The 20564-nt window shown below is 70.7% G+C and carries 21 protein-coding genes and 4 pseudogenes; 15 read left to right on the top strand and 10 right to left on the bottom strand.

What is annotated here, in order from left to right:
* Positions 1-479 precede the first annotated feature (479 nt).
* A complete protein-coding gene (locus QUE79_RS12340) occupies positions 480-989 on the top strand; it encodes a hypothetical protein (RefSeq protein WP_286343377.1) in 510 nt (169 codons plus the stop codon).
* A 45-nt stretch (positions 990-1034) separates the two neighbouring features.
* On the opposite strand, the gene QUE79_RS12345 is transcribed toward QUE79_RS12340, so the two are convergent.
* Positions 1035-2450 (bottom strand): DUF6177 family protein, encoded by a 1416-nt coding sequence (locus QUE79_RS12345; RefSeq protein ID WP_286343378.1) that lies wholly within the window; start codon positions 2448-2450, stop codon positions 1035-1037.
* A gap of 121 nt (positions 2451-2571) precedes the next feature.
* On the opposite strand from QUE79_RS12345, the gene QUE79_RS12350 reads away from it, so the two are divergent.
* The 3 genes from QUE79_RS12350 (at position 2572) to QUE79_RS25560 (ending at position 3839) form a co-directional block, all read left to right on the top strand.
* Positions 2572-2721: a hypothetical protein gene (locus tag QUE79_RS12350; RefSeq protein WP_286343379.1), complete on the top strand. Its 150-nt coding sequence runs from the start codon at positions 2572-2574 to the stop codon at positions 2719-2721.
* A complete protein-coding gene (locus QUE79_RS12355; RefSeq protein ID WP_286343380.1) occupies positions 2691-3536 on the top strand; it encodes a hypothetical protein in 846 nt (281 codons plus the stop codon). The genes QUE79_RS12350 and QUE79_RS12355 overlap by 31 nt, the downstream gene beginning before the upstream one ends.
* A gap of 135 nt (positions 3537-3671) precedes the next feature.
* The gene (locus tag QUE79_RS25560; RefSeq protein WP_350271700.1) at positions 3672-3839 is read left to right on the top strand and encodes a DUF1294 domain-containing protein; all 168 of its coding nucleotides are present in this window, start codon (positions 3672-3674) and stop codon (positions 3837-3839) included.
* On the opposite strand, the gene QUE79_RS12360 is transcribed toward QUE79_RS25560, so the two are convergent.
* Positions 3788-4399 carry a hypothetical protein gene (locus tag QUE79_RS12360; RefSeq protein ID WP_286343381.1) on the bottom strand — a complete coding sequence of 204 codons (612 nt, stop codon included), beginning with the start codon at positions 4397-4399 and terminating at the stop codon, positions 3788-3790. The two genes, QUE79_RS25560 and QUE79_RS12360, sit on opposite strands and share 52 nt — an antisense overlap.
* 421 nt (positions 4400-4820) lie before the next feature.
* On the opposite strand from QUE79_RS12360, the gene QUE79_RS12365 reads away from it, so the two are divergent.
* Positions 4821-5315, top strand: a complete 495-nt coding sequence (locus tag QUE79_RS12365; protein WP_286343382.1) for a DUF427 domain-containing protein — start codon at positions 4821-4823, stop codon at positions 5313-5315.
* Positions 5316-5408: 93 nt separating this feature from the next.
* Here QUE79_RS12365 and QUE79_RS12370 read toward each other — a convergent pair whose 3' ends face one another.
* Positions 5409-5927 carry a DoxX family protein gene (locus tag QUE79_RS12370; RefSeq protein WP_286343383.1) on the bottom strand — a complete coding sequence of 173 codons (519 nt, stop codon included), beginning with the start codon at positions 5925-5927 and terminating at the stop codon, positions 5409-5411.
* A 179-nt stretch (positions 5928-6106) separates the two neighbouring features.
* Here QUE79_RS12370 and QUE79_RS12375 point away from each other — a divergent pair, with 179 nt between their 5' ends.
* Complete coding sequence (locus tag QUE79_RS12375) at positions 6107-6544, top strand: SRPBCC domain-containing protein (RefSeq protein WP_286343384.1); 438 nt, start codon at positions 6107-6109, stop codon at positions 6542-6544.
* A 37-nt stretch (positions 6545-6581) separates the two neighbouring features.
* On the opposite strand, the gene QUE79_RS12380 is transcribed toward QUE79_RS12375, so the two are convergent.
* Positions 6582-7634 carry an ATP-dependent DNA ligase gene (locus QUE79_RS12380; RefSeq protein WP_286343385.1) on the bottom strand — a complete coding sequence of 351 codons (1053 nt, stop codon included), beginning with the start codon at positions 7632-7634 and terminating at the stop codon, positions 6582-6584.
* Positions 7635-7709: 75 nt separating this feature from the next.
* Here QUE79_RS12380 and ligD point away from each other — a divergent pair, with 75 nt between their 5' ends.
* Complete coding sequence (gene ligD / locus QUE79_RS12385; RefSeq protein WP_286343386.1) at positions 7710-8732, top strand: non-homologous end-joining DNA ligase; 1023 nt, start codon at positions 7710-7712, stop codon at positions 8730-8732.
* Between the two features lie 99 nt (positions 8733-8831).
* Here ligD and QUE79_RS12390 read toward each other — a convergent pair whose 3' ends face one another.
* The 3 genes from QUE79_RS12390 to QUE79_RS12400 are packed head-to-tail and all read right to left on the bottom strand — an operon-like array spanning position 8832 to position 10340.
* Positions 8832-9344, bottom strand: coding sequence for a hypothetical protein (locus QUE79_RS12390; protein ID WP_286343387.1), 513 nt, complete (start codon positions 9342-9344; stop codon positions 8832-8834).
* Positions 9345-9348: 4 nt separating this feature from the next.
* Complete coding sequence (locus tag QUE79_RS12395; protein WP_350271536.1) at positions 9349-9798, bottom strand: patatin-like phospholipase family protein; 450 nt, start codon at positions 9796-9798, stop codon at positions 9349-9351.
* Positions 9681-10340: a patatin-like phospholipase family protein gene (locus QUE79_RS12400; RefSeq protein ID WP_286343389.1), complete on the bottom strand. Its 660-nt coding sequence runs from the start codon at positions 10338-10340 to the stop codon at positions 9681-9683. Before QUE79_RS12400 ends, QUE79_RS12395 begins: the two co-directional genes overlap by 118 nt.
* Before the next feature lie 71 nt (positions 10341-10411).
* On the opposite strand from QUE79_RS12400, the gene QUE79_RS12405 reads away from it, so the two are divergent.
* A complete protein-coding gene (locus QUE79_RS12405; protein WP_286343390.1) occupies positions 10412-10900 on the top strand; it encodes a hypothetical protein in 489 nt (162 codons plus the stop codon).
* 11 nt (positions 10901-10911) lie between these two features.
* On the opposite strand, the gene QUE79_RS12410 is transcribed toward QUE79_RS12405, so the two are convergent.
* The 3 genes and pseudogenes from QUE79_RS12410 to QUE79_RS12425 form a co-directional block, all read right to left on the bottom strand.
* On the bottom strand, positions 10912-12501 hold the full coding sequence (locus QUE79_RS12410) for a long-chain-fatty-acid--CoA ligase (RefSeq protein WP_286343391.1): 1590 nt from the start codon (positions 12499-12501) through the stop codon (positions 10912-10914).
* A gap of 49 nt (positions 12502-12550) precedes the next feature.
* Positions 12551-12964: an acyl-CoA thioesterase gene (locus tag QUE79_RS12415; protein WP_286343392.1), complete on the bottom strand. Its 414-nt coding sequence runs from the start codon at positions 12962-12964 to the stop codon at positions 12551-12553.
* A pseudogene (locus tag QUE79_RS12425) lies at positions 12964-13604 on the bottom strand (QsdR family transcriptional regulator). The gene QUE79_RS12415 and the pseudogene QUE79_RS12425 overlap by 1 nt, the downstream one beginning before the upstream one ends.
* Before the next feature lie 102 nt (positions 13605-13706).
* Between QUE79_RS12425 and QUE79_RS12430 the strand changes: the two are divergent.
* The 7 genes and pseudogenes from QUE79_RS12430 (at position 13707) to QUE79_RS12455 (ending at position 20563) form a co-directional block, all read left to right on the top strand.
* Positions 13707-14912: an acyl-CoA dehydrogenase family protein gene (locus QUE79_RS12430; protein ID WP_286343395.1), complete on the top strand. Its 1206-nt coding sequence runs from the start codon at positions 13707-13709 to the stop codon at positions 14910-14912.
* Positions 14909-16134: pseudogene (locus QUE79_RS12435) on the top strand (acetyl-CoA C-acetyltransferase). Before QUE79_RS12430 ends, QUE79_RS12435 begins: the two are co-directional and overlap by 4 nt.
* A 19-nt stretch (positions 16135-16153) precedes the next feature.
* Positions 16154-17233, top strand: a pseudogene (locus QUE79_RS12440) (alcohol dehydrogenase catalytic domain-containing protein); the annotation flags it as partial.
* A gap of 131 nt (positions 17234-17364) precedes the next feature.
* Positions 17365-18120, top strand: a complete 756-nt coding sequence (fabG, locus tag QUE79_RS12445; RefSeq protein WP_286343396.1) for a 3-oxoacyl-ACP reductase FabG — start codon at positions 17365-17367, stop codon at positions 18118-18120.
* A complete protein-coding gene (locus tag QUE79_RS12450) occupies positions 18117-18593 on the top strand; it encodes a MaoC family dehydratase (protein WP_286343397.1) in 477 nt (158 codons plus the stop codon). The genes fabG and QUE79_RS12450 overlap by 4 nt, the downstream gene beginning before the upstream one ends.
* 174 nt (positions 18594-18767) lie before the next feature.
* Positions 18768-19166 (top strand): annotated as a pseudogene (locus QUE79_RS25565) (sugar-binding domain-containing protein); the annotation flags it as partial.
* 167 nt (positions 19167-19333) lie between these two features.
* Complete coding sequence (locus tag QUE79_RS12455; protein ID WP_350271537.1) at positions 19334-20563, top strand: glycoside hydrolase family 2 TIM barrel-domain containing protein; 1230 nt, start codon at positions 19334-19336, stop codon at positions 20561-20563.
* Position 20564: the final 1 nt, after the last annotated feature.

Raw genomic sequence — 20564 nt, forward strand, 5'->3', positions numbered from 1 at the left:
GAACCGAGGAGACCCATCAGAATGAGTTCGGACACGCCCGGCGGTCGCGACGTTCCCGCACTCCAGGAAGAAGTCGCGCGGATCGCGGTCGGCGAGCTGGCTCGTGAAACCTGGGAGAGCGCGCGCTACTCCTTCCTGCAGGCCGGAAGCACGGGAAGTCTGACCAGCTACTTCGTCCGCGCCGACGGGTCGAAGGGCGGAGTCCGCGGCGGCGACGACCTCTTCCCCAAATGGGCCGAGCTGCGTGCGGCCATGGCAGGCCCCGACAAAGGCGCGTGGCTGTCGTCGGAGCTGAACCTCACGCGTGCCGGCGATTTCTCCTTCGACTTCAACTACGATCGTCGACCGATGGCGGGCCCCGTCGACGAGGTCCTCGCGCCCCCGGCAGGAAAACCTTCCGGCCCAGCGACGACTCGTGGGCGGAAGACCTCGCGAGGTTTCCGCGCTCGGCCGAATTCACGCCTCCGTGGCTGGCGGAGGTGGCCGCCGGTGAAGAGCCGATCGAGAACCCGTCGTCGAGCCCCTCCATCGAGAGGGCGATCGCGGCCTCCGTCGCGTGGCCCGAAGCCGAAGCCGCCCTGGCACCGGAGTGGGGCTGGCGCGACGTCTTCGCCTCCGTCTCCGACCACCTGGTGGAGCGCCTACGAAGCGGGGCGGGCTATGTCGCCATCCTCGCCGACGAGAGCAAGCGTGACCGCTGGCCTGCAGAGCTGGACGGTCTCTCGCAAGACGTCTATGCAGACGTCTACTCCGAGCTGCTCGAACGTCGGACGCTGGCAACTCTCATTCGCCTCTGGCAGTTCTACGCCTCCGTTCTCGGCAAGCCCAACCGGCCAGGAATCGACGACCTCGACCCGGACGCCCCGATCGGCCCCATCGGCGCGGACCTCCCCGAGGTCGCCGAATACCTGATGGATGACGTCGGCGACGTCCTGACCGCGGTCATCACCAAGCAGATCGTCGACCGCTTCGGCGTCGCGCCCGAATAGCTCTTCGGGCGCATCGCCGATCGGGCTCGCCGGCAGACCCGTGTATCAGCCGACCGGCGCCGCGCGATCCACGAGCACTCCGTCGAGCGACTCCGCCAGCGCGACGGCGACGGCGACGCCGCCGGCCTCCGCCGGGCCCCACGGAACGACGACGTCGGTCCACCAGAACCCCTCCGCCGGTGGAGTCGGGAGCGGGGGATGCGAGGGCAGGAGACGGTCGATCTCCGGACCGGACGTGATCCTGCGCGGGTGAAGCACCGTCACGAGCGGATCGAGCGCCCGCGTGTGGAACCGCGCCAGGAGGCCGCCCGAATCGAGAGTCAGCGACACCGGCTCGCCGGCGCTCGTCCCAGCCGCGCGGAAGGCGGCGTCGCCGGGCATTGCCGGCGACAGCAGCACGAATTCACGCGGCATCCGAGCCTCCTCCCAGCCGCAGTCCGGTGAGGAGTTCGAGTCGCTCGCGACCGAGCGAGTCGAGCAGCGGGTCGAGTCGCGGCCAGCCCGAGTCTCCGCGGCGGAGCGGAAGATCTCGGAATCCGTAGACGAGGGCCGGGACGCGCGGACGGCCCCCGCGACGGCGCCGAACTCCGCCGCCTGTTCGGCCGGGTCGAGGCCCAGCGCCCGGACCGCCGGGGCCCCGATGAGCAGGGCGACCGGCTCGGGATCCTGCCGCAGAAACGGCCGGGTCGTCAGGTCGCCGCGCCCCACCCGCGCGAAGATCGTGGCCACCAGGGGCAGCGCGGACGCGCACAACTCCAGCAGGATGCTCCGGCTCGCTTCGAACGCTCGCGTGACGTCCGCGGATCCCGGCTCCCCGACCCCGATGACGCCCGTGACGAGCTCTTCGACGCCCTGCTCGGTGCGCCGCGAGGTGATCGAGCCGCTGAACGGATGCTCGGGGGTGCCGGTGACCACGAGGCGCGTGTCGGCCGGCATGCGCGACCGGGCATATGCCGTCAGGACGCCTTTGTCCCAGGGGGCCTCGACGGGCTCGTGCGTGCCCCAGCCTCCCGGGGCCCGGGCGCCGCCGAGCGCCGCGAAGACCTCGGATGCGCGCCCGAGTCGGGTCTGCGCCGTCGGCCGGTGCCGGAGGGAGGCCGACACGACGAACTGCGTCTGGTCGGGCTGCTCCAACGCCAGGAAGCGCTGCGAGACCTCACCCGGACCGGGCGTGAGCGCGTCGGTGATGTCGGCCAGCTCGCGGCCCGTGATGCCGTTGCGGAAGTGACCGTCGCCGTCGCGGACCACCCATCGGCCGTCGGTTTCGGCGAGAACGTCGCGGTAGGCGTCGGTCAGGCGCGTCCACTCGTCGCTCACCAGGACGACGCGGAGGCCGGCGCGGGCCGCACGCACGAAGAGGTCGGCCTCGAGAGGCCCGAGGGCGACGACCTCGCTTCGCGTCTCGACGTGCACGAACGTGTCGTGCACCGCGTCGGCGAGCGGGTGGAACGGAGCCGTCACACGTGAAGGCTACTCGGTGTGCGGGGAGCAGAGCGCGCGCATCGCAGCGACGGTGTGCCGAACGGGTGCCGAGGATCCTGCCCATGCCAGGATTGGGCGAACGGACTCGGATCGGGGGAGCATGCCGCAGGGGATCGACGGACTCCGTCACATGCAGGCCAAGCAGCAGCACATCGTCGCCGACATCACGCGCTGGCTCGCCTCGGGGGCCTGGCAGACGGCGCGGTTCTCGTTCGCGCAGTGCTCGAGCCTCCACGACGCCAGGGGCTGATCCTCGAGGCCGACGGAACCCGCGTGACCGTCGCGGTGCCTCCGGCGCTGCAGGGAGACTTCCGAGAGCTACGCGCCATCATGGCAGCGCCCGAGACGGGCACCTGGTTGTCGACCGAGCTCGTGATGCAGCGCGACGGCGGCTTCGAGTGGGACTTCAACAACGACCGGCGTGTCTACTTCGGTGAGCCCGATCCGTTCATCCCGCCGCCCGAGGGCTGCGAGATCGTGCCCGCCGACTGGGTGTGGACGAGCGAACTGGCCCGCTTCCCGCGATCCGGCGCGAGCGTCGCCGCCTGGATGACGGAGTTGGACGAGCCGGACTACTCGGGCCGCCTCCCGGAGCGACTCGTCACCATCCTGAAGACGTTCGACGCCCTGCAGCCCGTGGCGGGAACCTTCTTCCACGGGTTGAGCGTGCCGATCCGTCCCACCGAGCCGTTCTTCTCGCGCGGAATCGTGCCGCTTTCTCGCGACATCCGGATCGCGACGGAGAATTTCTCGGTCCCGCAGCTCGCCGTCGTCGCCTGCCTCACCGGCCGCGACATCGAGCCCGCCTCGCAGTATCCCGAAGAGCACGAGGTCGTGATGCGGCCGAACACCTGGTACCGCCCGGTCGGCAGCCGTCACCTCGACCAGCCCGACCTCGATCTGATCGTCCTCGACGAGCTCGTCAGAGGACGCGCCCCTCGAACGTGGACGACTCAGCAGGTGGACGACCTGGTCGACTCGACGGCCCGCGTGGCCGAGGCGGCGAGCCGGATCGAGGAGGTCGAGATCACGACGCCGGGCAAGTTCGTCGACGAGATCTCGTAGCATCGCGGGGTGCGCGTGTCGTGCCTCCTGTCGCTGGCCAGCATCCCGGTCTTCGCGGGCCTGGTCGTGTGGCGGGCTTCGTGGCGGGCCTTCCCGGGAGGGACGCCGTAGGTCTCCCTGGCGCTCAGCGTCCTGCTGTTCGTCGTCTACGCCGTCGACGAGTCGGCAGCCCGTCACGGCCGACGGCGGGTGAGCGAACGCAAGCTGCTGCTCGTCGGAGCCGGACGGGGCTTCGGTACCCGGCGCGCGAGCTACTGCAGAGCCGCCACGACCTGCTCGGCGGCGGGCCAGTACTTCTCGTAGTGGTTCGGGTCGGCGTTGACCTGCACGTCGTGGGCCGCCAGCGTCGGGGTGAGGGTCTTCCAGCCGGGTATCCGCACCAGCTTGTCGAAGAAATGCGTCGCCGCCACGTACGGCGTCATCCGATCCGACAGGCTGCCCCAGGCGCCGTTGTCACGCTGCTGGAAGAGCCCTCGACTATCGGGCCCGGCCGTGTCGCCGTGGTCGATGTTGACGAGGCTCGACTCGCCCATGGCGGTCATGACGCCGATGGCCTGCGTGTGGGTGCCGATGCCCTGGGCGCGGGCCGCGTTGATGATGTGCGCGGCGTTGATCAGGCGATCCTGGCAGTAGCCGGCAACGGGGCCGGCCGGCACGAGGACGGTTCCGATCTGGACGGGCTCGGCCGCCGGGCAGCTCACGCTCGACCCGTTCGCGGCGGACCCGGCGGCCCCGGCCGCGTCGCCGATACGGCTGACGGCGCCGGAGGCCGCCAACACGATGGCGCTCACCAGGGCCACCACCAGCCCGATTCCGATCGCGACGCCGAACGACAGGGCGCGCGAGCGCCCGCTCGGCGACACCGCGCGGCGTCTGCGCGTTCCGCCGCGCCGTGCGGCGGCCGTGCGCCCGGAGGCGGAAAGACGCCTCTGGGTCGCGCCGCCCCGCGTCCGCCCGCTCCGGGTGCCGGCCCTGCCGGCTCGCGGGGACCCACCGCTTTTCGGGGGCTCGCGGGTCGGAGTCGGGCGGGTCGGCATCCTTCGAGGGTAGGCGATGCCGCCGACGAGGAGCCTCCACCGCCAGGGGGAATCGGTTCCTCCGCGGGGGTGAACGCCTCGGCGCGTGAACCCCGTCCGCGATTCCGCCGCCTGCGGGCTGCCGGCCGCCTGCGGGCTGCCGGCCGCCTGCAGGCTGCCGGCCGCCTGCGGGCAGCCGGCCGCCTGCGGGCAGCCGGCCGCGCGCCGGTTGCCTGCCGCGCTCAGGCACCCGGCGCAGGATGGTGCGATGACTCACGCACGCATCGAACCTGGGCCCGGCCAAGAATCCGTCTGGGACTACCCGCGGCCTCCGCGGGTCGAGCCGACCGCGGATCGCGTGGTCGTGCGACTCGGCGGGGAGACGATCGCCGACACCTCCGCGGCACTGCGGGTGCTCGAGACGAGTCACCCGCCCGTGTACTACCTGCCCGTGTCGTCCTTCGCCGCGGGAGTCCTGCATCCTGCGCCCGGGGCCAGCCTGTGCGAGTTCAAAGGGGCCGCGAACTACTACGACGTGACGGGCGGCGGCGTCACCGCACCGAAGGCCGCGTGGGGGTATCGGGCACCCTGGTCCGGCTTCGAGGCCCTGGCCGGGTACGTCGCCCTCTATCCCGGGGCGATGGACGCCTGCGAGGTCGCGGGAGAGAACGTCTCGGCGCAGGAGGGCGACTTCTACGGCGGCTGGATCACATCGCGAGTGGTCGGCCCGTTCAAGGGGGCGCCGGGCACCCTCGGTTGGTGACGCGCCCCGAAGTCGAGCGCGCCGAGCCGAAAGCTCAGCTGGCGCCGCGTGGGCTCAAAGCGCGCCGCGGACCTCCGCGGGCGTCGTGAAAGCTCAGCCGGCGGCGCCCTCGGCGTCGACCTCGGGTGCGGGAGCGCGGCGACCGAGTTCGATGACGGCGGCCGACGCGGCGAAGCCGCCGATGAGCGCGAAGAGCGTGCCGCCGACACCCCAGCTCTTGCGACCGATGACGGCGTCGAACGAGAGCTTGCCCGGCCCGGCTGCGATCACGCCGAGGGCGGCGATCAGCACGGCGTTGTACTCGTAGCCGCCGTCGCTGTTCCACGGACCGTTCTTGAGGTGCACGGTGCGGACCGCCGTGACCATGCTGCCGATCAGGCCTGCTGCGGCCAGAGGCGTCAGCGCGCCGAGGGCGACTCCGGCGCCGCCGGCCGTCTCGGTCGCGGCGGCCAGGAGCGCGTTGCGCTTCGCGGGCTGCAGGCCGATGCCGTGCATCATCTGGGTGACGCCTTCGATGCCGGGGCCGTTGAACGATCCGGTGAGTTTCTGGAGGCCGTGGCCGGCGAGGAGGCCGCCGACGGTGACGCGCAGGAGTGTTGTTCCGAGGCTCATGTCTCCGTTCTACGCCCGAAGGCCCGACCGTGGCTACTTCTCGACGCGTGTTGTCTGCGCGGCACCGCCTCGCGTCGCGCAGACCCGGCGGGCGGGCTCGGCCGGGACGTCGCGCAGACCTGGCGCCCGGACCCGGCAGGGAGAAGGATGGTCGGAGACACCCGACGAAGGAGACGGACATGACGACCGATACCTCACCCGTGGCCCGCGCCATGCGCGTGATCGACGCCGACCCCGAGCAGTGCTGGCGGGCCCTGACCGATCCCGACCTGGTGCGCGAGTACTTCTTCGGCACGACCGTCACGAGCGACTGGCAGGTGGGAAGCCCGATCACCTACTCCGGCGAGTTCGACGGCAAGCCGTACGAAGACCACGGGACCGTCCTCGAGGCCAACGAGCCTCTGCTCCTGGTGACCACCTTCTTCAGCCCGTCGAGCGGAAAGGCCGACGTCCCGGAGAACTACCAGCGCGTCACCTACAAGGTGCAGCCCATCGACGGGGGCTGCCGCGTCACCGTCGAGCAGACCAACAACGCCTCGGAGGAGGCCGCGGAGCACTCGTCGCAGAATTGGCAGGCCGTTCTCGACGGGCTCGCCACGGTGGCGCCCCAAGCCTGACGGCGGCGAAGAACGATCCGGGCAGGATCCCGCCCGCTCACGCCAGCAGGGCCCCGAGGTCGTACGCGGCCGGAACCTCGAGCTGCTCGAACGTGCACGAGCTCGCCTCGCGATCGGGTCGCCAGCGCTCGAACTGCACGGTGTGCCGGAAGCGGGAGCCCTCCATCTGGTCGTAGCGCACCTCGACGACCGCGGTCGGCGCGAGTTTCACGAACGAGGTGTCGCGGTTCGACGAGAATCGGTTGCGCTCGGTCTCGCCGGTGGCGGCCGACCCGTCGGACGACCGCACGACGAGCGGGGCGAGCTCGTCGATCAGCTCACGGCGGCGCGCCATCGTGAACGCCGAGATGCCCCCGACGTTCTGCAGCACCCCGTCCGAATCGTGGAGGCCGACGAGCAGGGAGCCGACGCCCTCGCCCGAGGCGTGGATGCGGTAGCCGAGCGCGACCACGTCGGCCGTCCTGTGGTGCTTGACCTTGAGCATCCTGCGCTTGCCCTCTTCGTAGACGCCGGCGCGCGGCTTCGCGACGACTCCGTCCAGCCCGGCCCCCTCGAATTCGACCAGCCAGCGGCGCGCGAGGTCGACGTCGTCAGTGGTCTGCCCGAGGTGGAGCGGGTCGGAGAACGCGGCCGCGAGATCGACGAGGGCCGCGCGTCGCTCGGAGAAGGCGACGCCGGTGAGGTCGAGGTCCGCGGCGGCGAGGAGGTCGAACGCGACGAACGAGGCGGGGGTCTCGACGGACAGCTTCGCGATGCGGGACGCGGCCGGGTGGATGCGGGCCGAGAGGGCCTCCCAGTCGAGCCGCTCGCCGGTGCCGGACGGCTGACGCAGGATGATCTCGCCATCGAGGACGCAGGATCCTGCGACCTGGTCCGCGATCGCCTCCACCAGCTCCGGGAAATAGCGCGTCAGCATCTTCGACCCGCGGCTGCCGATCTCGACCTGGCCGTCGTCGACGTAGACGAGGCCGCGGAAGCCGTCCCACTTCGGCTCGTACGACAGGCCGCCGTCGACGCTGTCGGGCTCCGGCACCGTGTCGACGGCCTTGGCGAGCATCGGCGACACGGGATTCTGCGCGCTGGGGATCATGACCAGAGTCTGGCCCGGCCGGGGCGTGGGTGCCCGCCACCGTGCACCCGGAGGGCTGCGGCGCTACGGTGAGGCATGGCGAGCGATGCAGCGGTGCTGACCGTCCCGGGGCCCGACGGCGACCGAGAGGTGCGGATCTCGAGTCCGTCGCGCGTCCTCTGGCCGGAGCTCGGCATCACCAAGCTCGACCTGGCGAACTACTTCGTCGCGGTCGGGCCGGCCTTCATCCGCGCCAACGGTGGGCGGCCCGTGTCGCTGCAGCGTTTCCCGGCGGGGGTCGACGGCGAGCAGTTCTTCTCCAAGAACCCGCCCCGCGGCACGCCCGACTACGTCCGCGCCGTCGATGTCACGTACCCGAGCGGTCGCGTGCACCCGCAGCTGGTGCTCGACGAGCCGGCCGCTGCGGTCTGGGGCGTGCAGATGAACACCGTCGTCTTCCACCCCTGGGCGTCTCGCGCCGACGCCCCCGACTTCCCCGACGAACTGCGGATCGACCTCGACCCGCAGCCGGGGACGACATTCCCCGACGTCATCGCCGCCGCCCTCGCGCTGCGCGACCTGCTCGACGAGTTCGGGCTGACGGCGTTCGTGAAGACCTCGGGCAACCGCGGGTTGCACGTGTTCGCGCCGATCGAGCCGTCGTTCGAGTTCCTCGACGTCCGGCACGGCGTCATCGCCGTCGCCCGAGAACTCGAACGACGGATGCCGGACGACGTCACCGCGGCCTGGTGGAAGGAAGAGCGCGGCGCACGGATCTTCCTGGACTTCAACCAGGCGAACCGGGATCGCACCATGGCCGGCGCCTACTCGCCGCGGGCGCTCGCCCGGGCCTCCGTCTCGACGCCGGTGGGCTGGGACGAGCTGGGGAGCGTGGATCCTGCGGCCCACACGATCCTGACGGTGCCCGAGCGTCTGAACACGGTCGGCGACCCGTGGGAGGCGTTGCACGAGGGGGCGGCGCCGTCGATCCAACCGCTGCTCGACCGCTGGGAGGCCGATGCCGAGTCGGGGCTCGGCGAGCTGCCGTTCCCGCCGGACTTCCCGAAGATGCCCGGCGAGCCCCCGCGCGTGCAGCCTTCCCGCGCGCGCAAGCCGTAGCCCTAGCGGAACAGGCGCTTTGACGCAGAACAGGCGATCCAGATCACCTGTTCCGCGTAAAAGCGCCTGTTCCCAGCACCACGCACGAAGGCGGGCGGGCTACTCGTCCTCGAGGAGCTGCGCGCGGTCGGCGAGGTAGGTCTCGAGCGGGCGGCGCTCGCCGGGGCCGGGCCCCCAGCGGAGGAGCAGGCGTTCGCCGTCGAACGACAGGGGGTCGGAGCCCTCGCCGAGCTCCGCGGGATCGTGGGCGATCTCGGTATAGCCGTAGTTGACGACGTCCCCCTCGACGAAGTCGCCGCGGCTCGCCGCCTGCCGATCGGCGCGGCGCTGCTCAACCGAGAGCGAGAGGTTCTGGGGCCAGCCCGTCGCTGTCGCGCGAGTGATCTTCCCGACGCTGTAGAGGCGCGCTCCGCGATCGAGCAGGATCACGCCGAGTCGCCAGGCGCGCCCGACCGGTTGCATCGAGGTCTGAGTCTTGAAGGGGCCGAAACCTCGCGGTTCCTTGACGACAGCCAGGGCCTCGTCACGGGCCTCCGCTCGATCGAGGCGGTCGATGGTCGCCCGCAGGGCGGAGCGGAGGAGGTCTGCCGGGTCGGCGCCGCCGTCGGCCACGACCTCAGGCCCAGAACGCGGCGACGGCGTCCGCAGCACCGGCCGCCTGCGCTCGGCCCGCCTCCGCCGACGGGACCCGGCTGCTGTCGGCCAGCGAGTTGGGGCCGAACGCCGCCAGGCTCACCTCGTCGGCGGTGAGGACGAGGACCTCGGAGGGAGCAGACCCGTCGGCGCCGGCTCTGAGAGAGGCGACGGCCGCGTCGAGCTGGGGGCCCATCGGGCTCGCGGGGTCTTCCGGTCCGCAGGCGAGGACGAGCACGCGGTCGTAGCCGGCGGCGACGTCGGCATTGGTCGCCGAGCGCATCCCGCCGTCGACGTAGGCGCGGCCGTCGATCGTCACCGGCGGGAACACCAGCGGCACGGAGCAGCTGGCCGCCACGGCGCGCGAGAGTTCCACGCCGCTGGCGCTGTCGAGGACGCGAAAGTCGCCGGTCTCGGCCTCGACGACGCACACGCCGAGGGGGCCTGCGGCCAGCCGTGCTCTTCCGGGAACTGCGCGGCGAGCTCCGCGAGCAGAGGCGAGTCGGGCGACCCCGCGGACAGCGCGACCGCTGCCCGGCCGAGCCGCGCCCTGGCATCCTGCGCGTCCTCGGCTCCCTGCAGGATCGTCGCGAGCTGCTCTCCGAGGGCGGCCATGTCGAACACCGGGGCGGTGGCAGCGTCGGCCCCGGGTCGGCCGGCGGCGTCGGTCGCTCGAGCATCGGCCGGCTGACGACCGTCGACACCGCCCTGCCCCTCGGCCTCCGTCTGCTGGTCGAACAGCCCGGGTGCCGCCGGGTCGATCTGGGCGCCGTACACGGCCTGGACCTGGCCGAAGCGCAGGATCGTTCCGGCGACGGAACCGGCGCTCGTCCCGACGACGAGATCCGCCGCGTCGACGTCGACACCCCGCTCGAGGAGTTCGGCGAGCATGCCGAGGTGCCACGCGATGCCGGCGACGCCTCCACCCCCGAGGACGAGAGCGCGGCGGGTGCGGGGCGTCGAGGCGTCGGTCATTCTCCGAGCTTATTCGCGAGCCGCCTGATTAGAGTTGTCGTCTCCCGCTCCTCCGACCCGAGAGACGCTCCATGAACGCTCGCACAGTCCTCCCCACCGTCGGCCTCGCCGCGCTCCTCGTCGCGGGGCTCGCCGGCTGCAGCCCGATCGGGCCGACCGAGTCGTCGTCGACGGCTGCAGCCCCGGCGTCGTCGGCTGCGGCCGCCCCCGCCACCGCTCCGGCCTCGTCGCAGACCAAGGGGCAGGCGTGCACCCTCCTCGCCTCGTCGATGGAGACCCTGTCGACGAAGCTGTCGTCGGAGTACACCTCGTTCACGAACGACCCGAAGGCGGCCGTCGCTGCGATCCAGGAGCTGTCGGCCACGTTCGCCGCCAACGTCCGGAAGGTCACCGAGCCCGGCGCCCTGGCGCTCGGGCAGAAGGCCGAGGCCGATCTCGCGACGTTCGTCACCGCCGCTCAGAAGGCCGTCGCGCACCCTGCCGCAGGCGTGGCCGCCGTGCAGAAGCAGGCGACCGCGCTGCAGAAAGACTTCACGCAGGTCGGCTCGTACTGCGCCTAGCGCCGCCGCACCTAGACCGCGGCGGGGGCCGAGAACGACGTGACGAGCTCGCGCTTGAGCACCTTGCCGCTCGCCCCGATCGGCAGCGCCTCGACCACGTGCACCACCCTCGGGTACTTGTAGGCGGCCAGGTGCTCCTTCGAGAAGGCCACGATCTCGGCGCAGTCGGCCGACGCGCCCGGGCGGAGGATGACGGCGGCGTGCACCTCCTGACCGTGCACGTCGTCGGCCACGCCGAAGACGGCGGCGTTCGCGATGCTCGCGTGCCTCATGAGGACGTCCTCGACCTCGCTCGGATACACGTTGTAGCCGTTTCGGACGATCATGTCCTTCTTGCGGTCGACGATGGTCACGACGCCCTCGTCGTCCTTGTGGCCGAGGTCACCGGTGTGGAACCAGCCGTCCACCATCGCGGCGTCCGTGGCCTCCGGGTTGCCCAGGTACCCCTTCATCAGGTTGTGCCCGCGCACGACGATCTCGCCGAGCTCACCGTGCGGCAAGAACTCGACGTGGTCTTCGACGTCGGGTCGGACGATCTCGACGTCGACGCCCCAGATCGGCTTGCCGATCGTGCCGGGCCGAGGGTTCGACAGCTCGTTGACCGTCGCCACCGGTGAGGTCTCCGTGAGGCCGTAGCCCTCCTGCACGACCGCGTCGAACGCCTCCTGGAAGCGCTCCAGCACCGCCACCGGGAGAGCGGACCCACCCGAGACCGCGTAGCGCAGCGGCGGCCGTGCGTCGGACGCCGCAGCGGCCGCCAGGAGTCCGATGTACATCGTCGGCACGGCGGTGAAGATCGTCGTCCCGGTGTCGACCATGAGCTGCAGGGCCTCGGCCGGGTCGAACTTGGGCAGCAGCACGATCGACGCCCCGCGCCGGAACACGGTGTTGAGCACCGAGGTCTGGCCGAAGGCGTGGAAGAAGGGCAGACCGCCGAAGACGACGTCGGAGCTCTGCATGTCGGTGCAGTCGAGCAGCTCGGCGCTCACCTGCTCGATCATCGCGAGGTGGGATCCGACAGCACCCTTGGGGTGACCGGTCGTGCCCGAGGTGTAGAGGATCGTCGCCGCGGCCAGCGGGTTGACCGACTCGTAGCGCTCGATCGGCGTCGCCTGGGCGGCCTCCACCTCGAGGCGCGAGATCGGGATCGGGGTCTCGGCTCCGAGGGGGAGCAGGACCGAGAGGAGCGGCACTCCGGCGCGGCCGGCAGCGGGAATGGCCTCGGCGAGCTGTGGAGCCGCGACGATGGCCAGCCGAGCGCCCGAGTCGCGGAGCACGTACTCGATCTCTTCCGCCTTGAAGAGCAGGTGGATCGGCACGACGATCGCGCCGAGCGACAGGACGGCGTAGTAGGCGCGGCAGAAGTCGGGCACGTTCGGGATGATCAGCGCCACGCGGTCGCCTGGGCCCACGCCGCGAGCACGGAGGGCGCCCGCGTAGGCGCGCGTCTCGTCCCAGAGCTGGCCGTACGTGGTCGTCTGGCCACGGAACTGCAGCGCCGGCCGGTCGCGGTGCCGGGTTGCGCTCTCGGACAGGATCGCGGCGATCGAGAGAGTACCGAGGCCGGGGCCGTCGAGGAGCTCCTGGGTGGTGAACGTCATTGTTCTTTCCTTTCATCGACAGTGACGAAGCGGGGGAAAAGCTGAGGCGCTAAGGCTGGGGAACGGCGAACGCCGTCTCGAGCGCGAGGCGGGTCCCGGCCGGTATCGGCACGGGACGGTGCGACTCGCCGTCGACGAAGACGGTCACGAACTCTCCGGTCGCGAGCTCCGCGTCGTCGGAGGCGCGGACGATCCGGGGCCGCCAGGTCACGCTCGTCCGGCCGAGCCGGCCGACGCCCAGCTCGACCGCGATCTCCTCCGGGAAGGACGCCGAGGCGCTGAACGAGCAGGACGAGGCGACGCAGTAGCCGAGGACGTCGTCGACGAGGGGCCGAAGACCCGCTTCCTCGATCATCCACGTGTTGATCACGGTGTCCATCGCGGCGTAGTAGACGGTGTTGTTGAGATGGCCGTACATGTCGTTGTCGTTCCAGCGCGTGGGCACGACTCGGCGATAGGACATCAGGACTCCCTCAGGACGTACTGGAAGGCGGCGCGGGCACGCTCGGCGCTGGGGCGCTCTCCGGTGATCAGGTCGGCGTAGGTGAACGACTCCGAGATGCGGACGAGGAGGTAGGCGAGGTCGTGGACGGACAGCTCGAACGTCATCCTGCCCGCCTCCTCTCGGCCGTCAGCATCGCCTCGACGACGGCGATGTAGCGGAGCTGGACCTGGCTCTCCTTCGTCGTCAGGACCCGGAGGGCTCTGGCGGGCTCCCGTTTCAGGAAGCCCTGGAAGGACGGCGCGGCGATCAGGGTGGCCACGAAGTCTCCCAGCACCGTCGTGATCCTGGCCGCACCCGTCGTCGCGGTGGCGCGCTCGATCCGGGTCAGGGTCGGCTCGGCCAGCGACCAGAGCACTTCGCTCACGAGGGCGTCGCGATTGCCGAGCCAGCGGAACAGCGAGGTGCGGTCGACGCCGAGCTGCGCGGCGAGCACGTTCATGTCGACGCGCTCGCCGGCGAGGAACGTGCGGCGGGCGAACACGAACGAGCGGACGGTGTCGGTGTGGTGCCCGGACGCGAGCCGACGGGACAGCTCGGACGGCACCCGGTCGACGGCAACGGTCGCCCACGCGGTGGGGGCGGCGGTCTGCATCGACATGCGAGCACTCTAAACGCTTTCCGAGAGCCCGTGCAACATTCTCAAGAATGATGCAAGATGGACTCAATCGGTTGTCACACGTCGATCAATGGAGCTCACACAATGACCACTGCCACGCCCACGGGCACCGCAACCCAGTACCTCACCAGCGACTTCTACTTCGCTCAAGACGCCCTGACCGCTCGCGAGAACGAGTCGATCCACGAGCTGCGTTCCTTCCTCGACGCCGAGGTGACGCCGATCATCGACGACTACTGGGAGCGCGCGGAATTCCCCATGCACCTCATCAAGCCGCTCGCCGACATCGGGGCGTACGGAGCGCTCTGGGAGGAGTCGCGCCAGTTCGAGAACTCGGCCAAGTACCGCGGCTGGGCCGCTCTCGAATCCGGACGCGCCGACGCGTCCGTGTCGACGTTCATCGGCGTCACGTCCGGCCTCGCGATGGGGTCCATCGGCGTCGGCGGCAGCCCCGAGCAGCGAGCCGAATGGCTGCCGAAGCTCGGCCGCGGCGAGATCGTCGGCGCGTTCGGCCTGACCGAGCCGTTGTCCGGATCCGACTCCGCCCGCGGCCTCCGCACCACGGCGACGCGCACCGGCGACTCGTGGACCTTGAACGGCTCCAAGCGCTGGATCGGCAACGCGACCTTCGCCGACGTCATCGTCATCTGGGCGCGCGACACCGCCGACAACCAGGTGAAGGGCTTCCTCGTCACGAGCGACACCCCCGGCTTCGTCGCCACCAAGATCGAGCACAAGCAGTCCCTCCGCGCCGTGCAGAACGCCGACATCACGCTCACCGACGTGGTCGTGCCCGAGGAGCGCCGCCTCCAGCGCGTGAACTCGTTCCGGGAGACAGCGCAGGTGCTGCTGCTGACGCGCGCCGACGTCGCGTGGCAGGCGATCGGCAACTCGATCGGGGCGTACGAGGCCGCTGTCGCCTACGTGAAGGAGCGCGAGCAGTTCGGCAAGAAGCTGTCGTCGTTCCAACTGGTGCAAGACCTGCTGTCACGCTGCCTGTCGAACATCTCCGCGTCGATCGCGCTCTGCATGCAGACGTCCGACCTGCTCGACCAGGGGCGTCAGACCGACGCCCACGCGTCGATGGCCAAGTCGTTCGCCACGTCGAAGATGCGCGAGACCGTCGGCTGGTGCCGCGAGGTCATGGGCGGCAACGGCATCGTCCTCGACTACGGGGTGGCCCGGCGGTTCGCCGACGCCGAGGCGATCTACTCGTTCGAGGGCACCCGCGAGATGAACTCGCTGATCGTCGGGCGCGCCATCACCGGCACCAGCGCCTTCGTCTCATGACCGAAGCCGTCATCGTCGCGACCTCCCGTACCCCGATCGGCCGCGCCTTCAAGGGATCCCTGCGCGACGTCCGCGCCGACGACCTCGCCGCCTTCGTCGTGCGCGACGTCCTCGACAGGGTGCCCGAGCTCGATCCTGCGACCATCGCCGACCTGATGATGGGGTGCGGGATGCCCGGCGGGGAGCAGGGCATGAACATCGCCCGCATCGTCGCCGTCGCGCTCGGCTACGACCACCTGCCCGGCACCACCGTGAACCGCTACTGCTCGTCGAGCCTGCAGACGACCCGCATGGCGTTCCACGCGATCAAGGCCGGAGAAGGCGACGTCTTCCTGTCGGCCGGCGTCGAGTCCGTGTCGCGTTCGACTCGCGGCTCGAGCGACTACATCCCGGGCGAGAAGCTCGAGAACCCGCTGTTCGACGAAGCCATCGCCCGCGCGGCGCAGCGCAAAGAGGAGGCGGAGGCGTCTGGCGCGACCCGCGTGACGACGACGAGCTCCCCGACCCGTACATCGCCATGGGCGAGACCGCCGAGAACGTCGCCGGGCTGAAGGGCGTCTCGCGCGCCGAGCAGGACGAATTCGCCGCGCTCAGTCAGAACCGCGCCGAACAGGCGATCGCCGACGGCTTCTGGGCTCGAGAGATCACGCCGTACACGCTTCCGGACGGCACGGTGGTGAGCGCCGACGACGGACCCCGCGCCGGCACGACCGTCGAGACGCTCTCCGGCCTGTCGCCCGTGTTCCGCCCCGACGGCACGGTCACGGCCGGCAACGCCTGTCCGCTGAACGACGGGGCCGCCGCCGTGGTCGTCATGAGCGACACCCGCGCGCGCGACCTCGGCCTGACACCGCTGGCGCGCATCGTCTCGACGGGCGTCACCGGTCTGAGCCCCGAGATCATGGGCCTGGGCCCGGTCGAGGCGTCGCGGCAGGCGCTGAGCCGAGCCGGGCTCACGATCGACGACATCGACCTCGTCGAGATCAACGAGGCGTTCGCCGCCCAGGTGATCCCGTCGGCACGCGAGCTCGGTGTCTCCTCCGACAAGCTCAACGTCTTCGGCGGCGCCATCGCCGTCGGCCACCCGTTCGGAATGACGGGCGCCAGGATCACGGGAACCCTGCTCAACGCACTCCGCACCCGCGACGCCCAGTTCGGACTCGAGACCATGTGCGTCGGCGGCGGTCAGGGCATGGCCATGGTCGTCGAGCGTCTCTCGTGACCACCGTCGTCCAGGGGTCGTGCTCGAGCGCAACGATGCCGAGAAACCCTTCGCAGGATCACACCCGCTCACGCTCTCGAGGCTGGAGCTGGACGATCCGGGGCCGGGCGAGATCCTGGTCCGCATCGAGGCCGCCGGTGTCTGCCACAGCGACCTGTCCGTGGTCGACGGCAACCGTCTCCGCCCGGTGCCGATGCTCCTCGGCCACGAGGCGGCAGGCATCGTGGAGGAGCTCGGCGCCGGAGTCGACGCTCTCGCGGTCGGCGACCGCGTCGTGATGACCTTCCTTCCGCGCTGCGGCGAGTGCGAGCACTGCCGCACCGACGGTCGTCTGCCCTGCAGCGTCGGCAGCGCGGCCAACAACGAGGGCTCCCTCGTGGGAGGAGGGACGCGTCTGCACCGCGACGGCGCTCCCGTCCACCACCACCTCGGCGTCTCCGCGTTCGCGACGCACGCCGTCGTGAGCACCACGTCGGTGGTCCGGGTCGACCCCGATGTGCCGGCCGACGTCGCGGCGCTGCTGGGCTGCGCCGTCCTGACCGGCGGCGGCGCCGTGCTCAACGCCGGCCGCCCCGCCCCCGCCGACGACGTCCTGGTGGTTGGACTCGGCGGTGTCGGCATGGCAGCCGTCCTCGTTGCCAGAGCGACCGGGCACCGGGTGATCGGCGTGGACGCTCTGCCGTCCAAGCTGTCGCTGGCGCTCGATCTCGGCGCCGACGCCGTCTACACGCCCGACGAGGCGCTCGAGAAGGTCGTCCGTGCGCCCGTCGTCATCGAGGCGGCAGGGCATCCCGCCGCTTTCGAGACGGCTTTCAAGCTGACGGCTGCGGGTGGCATCACCGTCACGGTCGGGCTGCCGCGACCTGACGCGCGCTCGTCGATCGCCCCGCTGACGCTCACCGCCGAGGCTCGCACGATCGTCGGAAGCTACCTGGGCTCGTCGGTGCCGGCCCGCGACATCCCGACCTACGTCGACCTCTGGCGTCAGGGCCGACTCCCGGTCGAGAAGCTCGTCTCGGCTCGCATCGGGCTCGACGGCCTCAACGAGGCGATGGACGCCCTGGCATCGGGCGAAGCCCTCCGTCAGCTCATCGTCTTCCCCCGACCACGTCCGCCTGAACCCGTGAAATCGGACATCGCTCCCGTCCGCGGACGAAAGCGATGTGCCGGGCCCCGGGGTCCGGCGACCGACCAGCTCGAACCGCACGCATCGAACGAAAGGAACCACCCATGGCAGAGCAACGAATCGCCATCGTCACCGGCGGAGGCCGCGGCATCGGCGCCGCCGTCGGCCGGAAGCTCTCGGCGGACGGCCTGGCCGTCGCCCTGCTCGACCTCAACGAGGAGGACGCCACGGCGACCGCCGCCGAGATCACCGCGGCCGGCGGACGGGCCATCGGCCTGAAAGTCGACGTCGCCGACGAGGAGGCGGTGGAGGCCGCCGTCGAGGACGTCGCCTCTCAGCTCGGCGCGCCGACGGTGCTGATCAACAACGCGGGCGTCCTGCGCGACAACCTCCTCTTCAAGATGAGCGTCTCCGACTGGGACACCGTCCTCGGCGTCCATCTCCGCGGTGCCTTCCTGATGAGCCGCGCCGTGCAGAGGTTCCAGGTCGAAGCGAAGTGGGGCAGGATCGTCAACCTCTCGTCGTCGTCAGCCCTCGGCAACCGCGGCCAGGCGAACTACTCGGCGGCCAAAGCGGGCATGCAGGGGTTCACCAAGACCCTCGCGATCGAGCTCGGACCGTTCGGGGTGACCGTCAACGCGATCGCACCCGGCTTCATCGAGACGGCCATGATCGAGCAGACCGCCGCCCGGATGAAGGTGTCGCTCGAGACATTCCTCGAAGAGGCCGCCAAGCAGATCGCCGTGCGGCGAGTCGGCCAGCCCGACGACGTGGCGGCCGCCGCCTCGTTCTTCTGCTCCGAGGGGGCCGGCTACGTCTCCGGGCAGGTCCTGTACGTGGCGGGCGGGCCGCTGTCGTGAGCGGGGGCCCGGTGGTCTTCGCCTCGCCCGCCGACCTCGTGGCCGACGGCGTGATCGGTACCGCGCTCGGCCCGTCGTCGTGGCTGAGCATCGACCAGGAACGTATCCAGGCGTTCGCAGACGCGACGGGCGACCAGCAGTGGATCCACACGGATCCTGCCCGCGCCGAAGGCGGCCCGTTCGGCGCCACGATCGCGCACGGCTACCTCACGCTGTCGCTGCTCCCGACGCTGACCGACGAGCTGCTGCGGGTCGACGGCAGCTCGGCGGCGATCAACTACGGCGCCGACAAGCTGCGCTTCGTGCAGCCCGTCGTCGTCGGGAGCCGAGTGCGTGCCGTCGGCTCCATCACATCGGCCGATGCAGGATCGTCCGGCGTCAAGCTGAGTTACCGGGTCACCGTCGAGATCGACGGCTCCGAGCGACCGGCGCTGGTCGTCGACACGATCACGCTCTTCGTCCCCGCCGGGTGACGGGGCCCGACGCGCCACCCATCCGGTGGCGCCCGGAGATTACAACGTTGTAGCCTTAAGGGGCACGCACCCGCCACGACCTCAAGGACGAGAGCCAATGACCACCGCCATCCCGCGCCCCGACTACCCCCGTCCCCAGTTCACCCGCGAGCAGTGGCTGAACCTCAACGGCCAGTGGCAGTTCGAGTTCGATCCGGGCGACTCCGGCTTCGAGCGAGGGCTGTCCGACGGTGGTCGGGCGCTCGGCCGCGAGATCACGGTCCCGTTCGCACCCGAGTCCGACCTGTCGGGCATCGGCGACGTCGACTTCCACAACGCCGTCTGGTATCGGCGCGAGGTCACGGTCCCGGGGAGTGGGCCGGCAGGATCCTGCTGCACTTCGGCGCGGTCGACCACGACACCACGGTCTGGGTCGACGGGCGCGAAGTCGGGCGCCACCGCGGCGGATTCACGAGCTTCACGTTCGACCTCACCGCCACGGCCGGGGTCCGCGCCGGCGACACCGTCGTCGTGACCCTGCGCGCCCGCGACTCGAAAGACCTCCCTCAGGCGCGCGGCAAGCAGTCGACCGAGTACGCCAACCACGATGCCGACTACACCCGCACGACCGGAATCTGGCAGACCGTCTGGCTCGAGCCGGTGCCCGAGATCGCCCTCAAGCGGCCGCGCATCACCCCCGACCTCGAGAGCGAGTCGTTCTCCGTCGAGGTCCCGCTGAGCAGCGGGCTCGCCGGGGGCGCGTGCGCGTCGTCGTCTCGGACGAGAACGGCAAGCTCGCCACCGAGGGCGCCCGCGCCGACCTCTCCCTGTCGCCGAGAGTCACCGTCCGCATCCCGGCCGACCGCGTGCGCGTGTGGTCGATCTCCGACCCGCACCTCTACGACGTCCGCATCGAACTCCTCGACGCCGACTCGCGCCTGGTCGACTCCGTCGGCAGCTACGCCGGCCTCCGGAGTGTTTCGATCGTGGGGCGCGCGATCCTGATCAACGGCGAGACCGTCTTTCAGCGGCTCGTGCTCGATCAGGGGCTGTACGCCGACGGCCTGCTGACGGCTCCGTCCGACGACGCCCTGGTCCGCGACATCCGGCTCAGCATGGAGGCGGGCTTCAACGGGGCGCGCCTGCACCAGAAGGTCTTCGAGGAGCGCTTCCTGTTCCACGCCGACCGGCTCGGCTACCTCGTCTGGGGCGAGTTCGGCGACTGGGGTTGCAAGACCACGGGGCCGAGCGACGACCGGCAGCAGCCGAACGCCAGCTACATCACGCAGTGGCTCGAGGCCCTCGAGCGCGACTACTCGCACCCGGCGATCATCGGCTGGTGCCCGCTCAACGAGACGCGCCAGCACATCTCCGACACGATCACGGTCCTCGACGACGTCATGCACGGGATGTTCCTGGCCACCAAGGCCATGGACACGTCCCGGCCCGTGCTCGACACCTCGGGCTACTCGCACCGCGTCTTCGAGACCGACGTCTACGACTCGCACAACTACGACCAGGTCCCGGCGACTTTCGCGGCCACCCTGGGGATGCTCGATCCTGCGACGAACACGGCCTTCCTCAACACGGAGGACGACCGCGACTTCCACCAGGAGGGCGTCACGCCCTGGAGCGTGCCCTACAACGGCCAGCCCTACTTCTGCAGCGAGTTCGGCGGCATCTGGTGGAACGCCGAGGCGGCCGCCGCGGCCGATGCCCCCGAACAGTCGGGCACGACGTCGTGGGGCTACGGCGTGAGAGTGCGCACCGTCGACGAGTTCTACGCCCGCTTCGAGGGCCTCGTCACCGCCCTGCTCGGCAACGAGCACATGTTCGGGTACTGCTACACGCAGCTGACCGATGTGTTCCAGGAGCAGAACGGTCTCTACGACTTCGATCGCGAAGACAAGTTCGACATCGAGCGGATCCGCGAGATCCAGACCCGCGTCGCTGCGATCGAGACGGCGGCCCGCGTGTCGGCGGCCCGGTAAA

This window comes from Frondihabitans sucicola, assembly GCF_030296615.1.
Lineage (GTDB): Bacteria > Actinomycetota > Actinomycetes > Actinomycetales > Microbacteriaceae > Frondihabitans > Frondihabitans sucicola.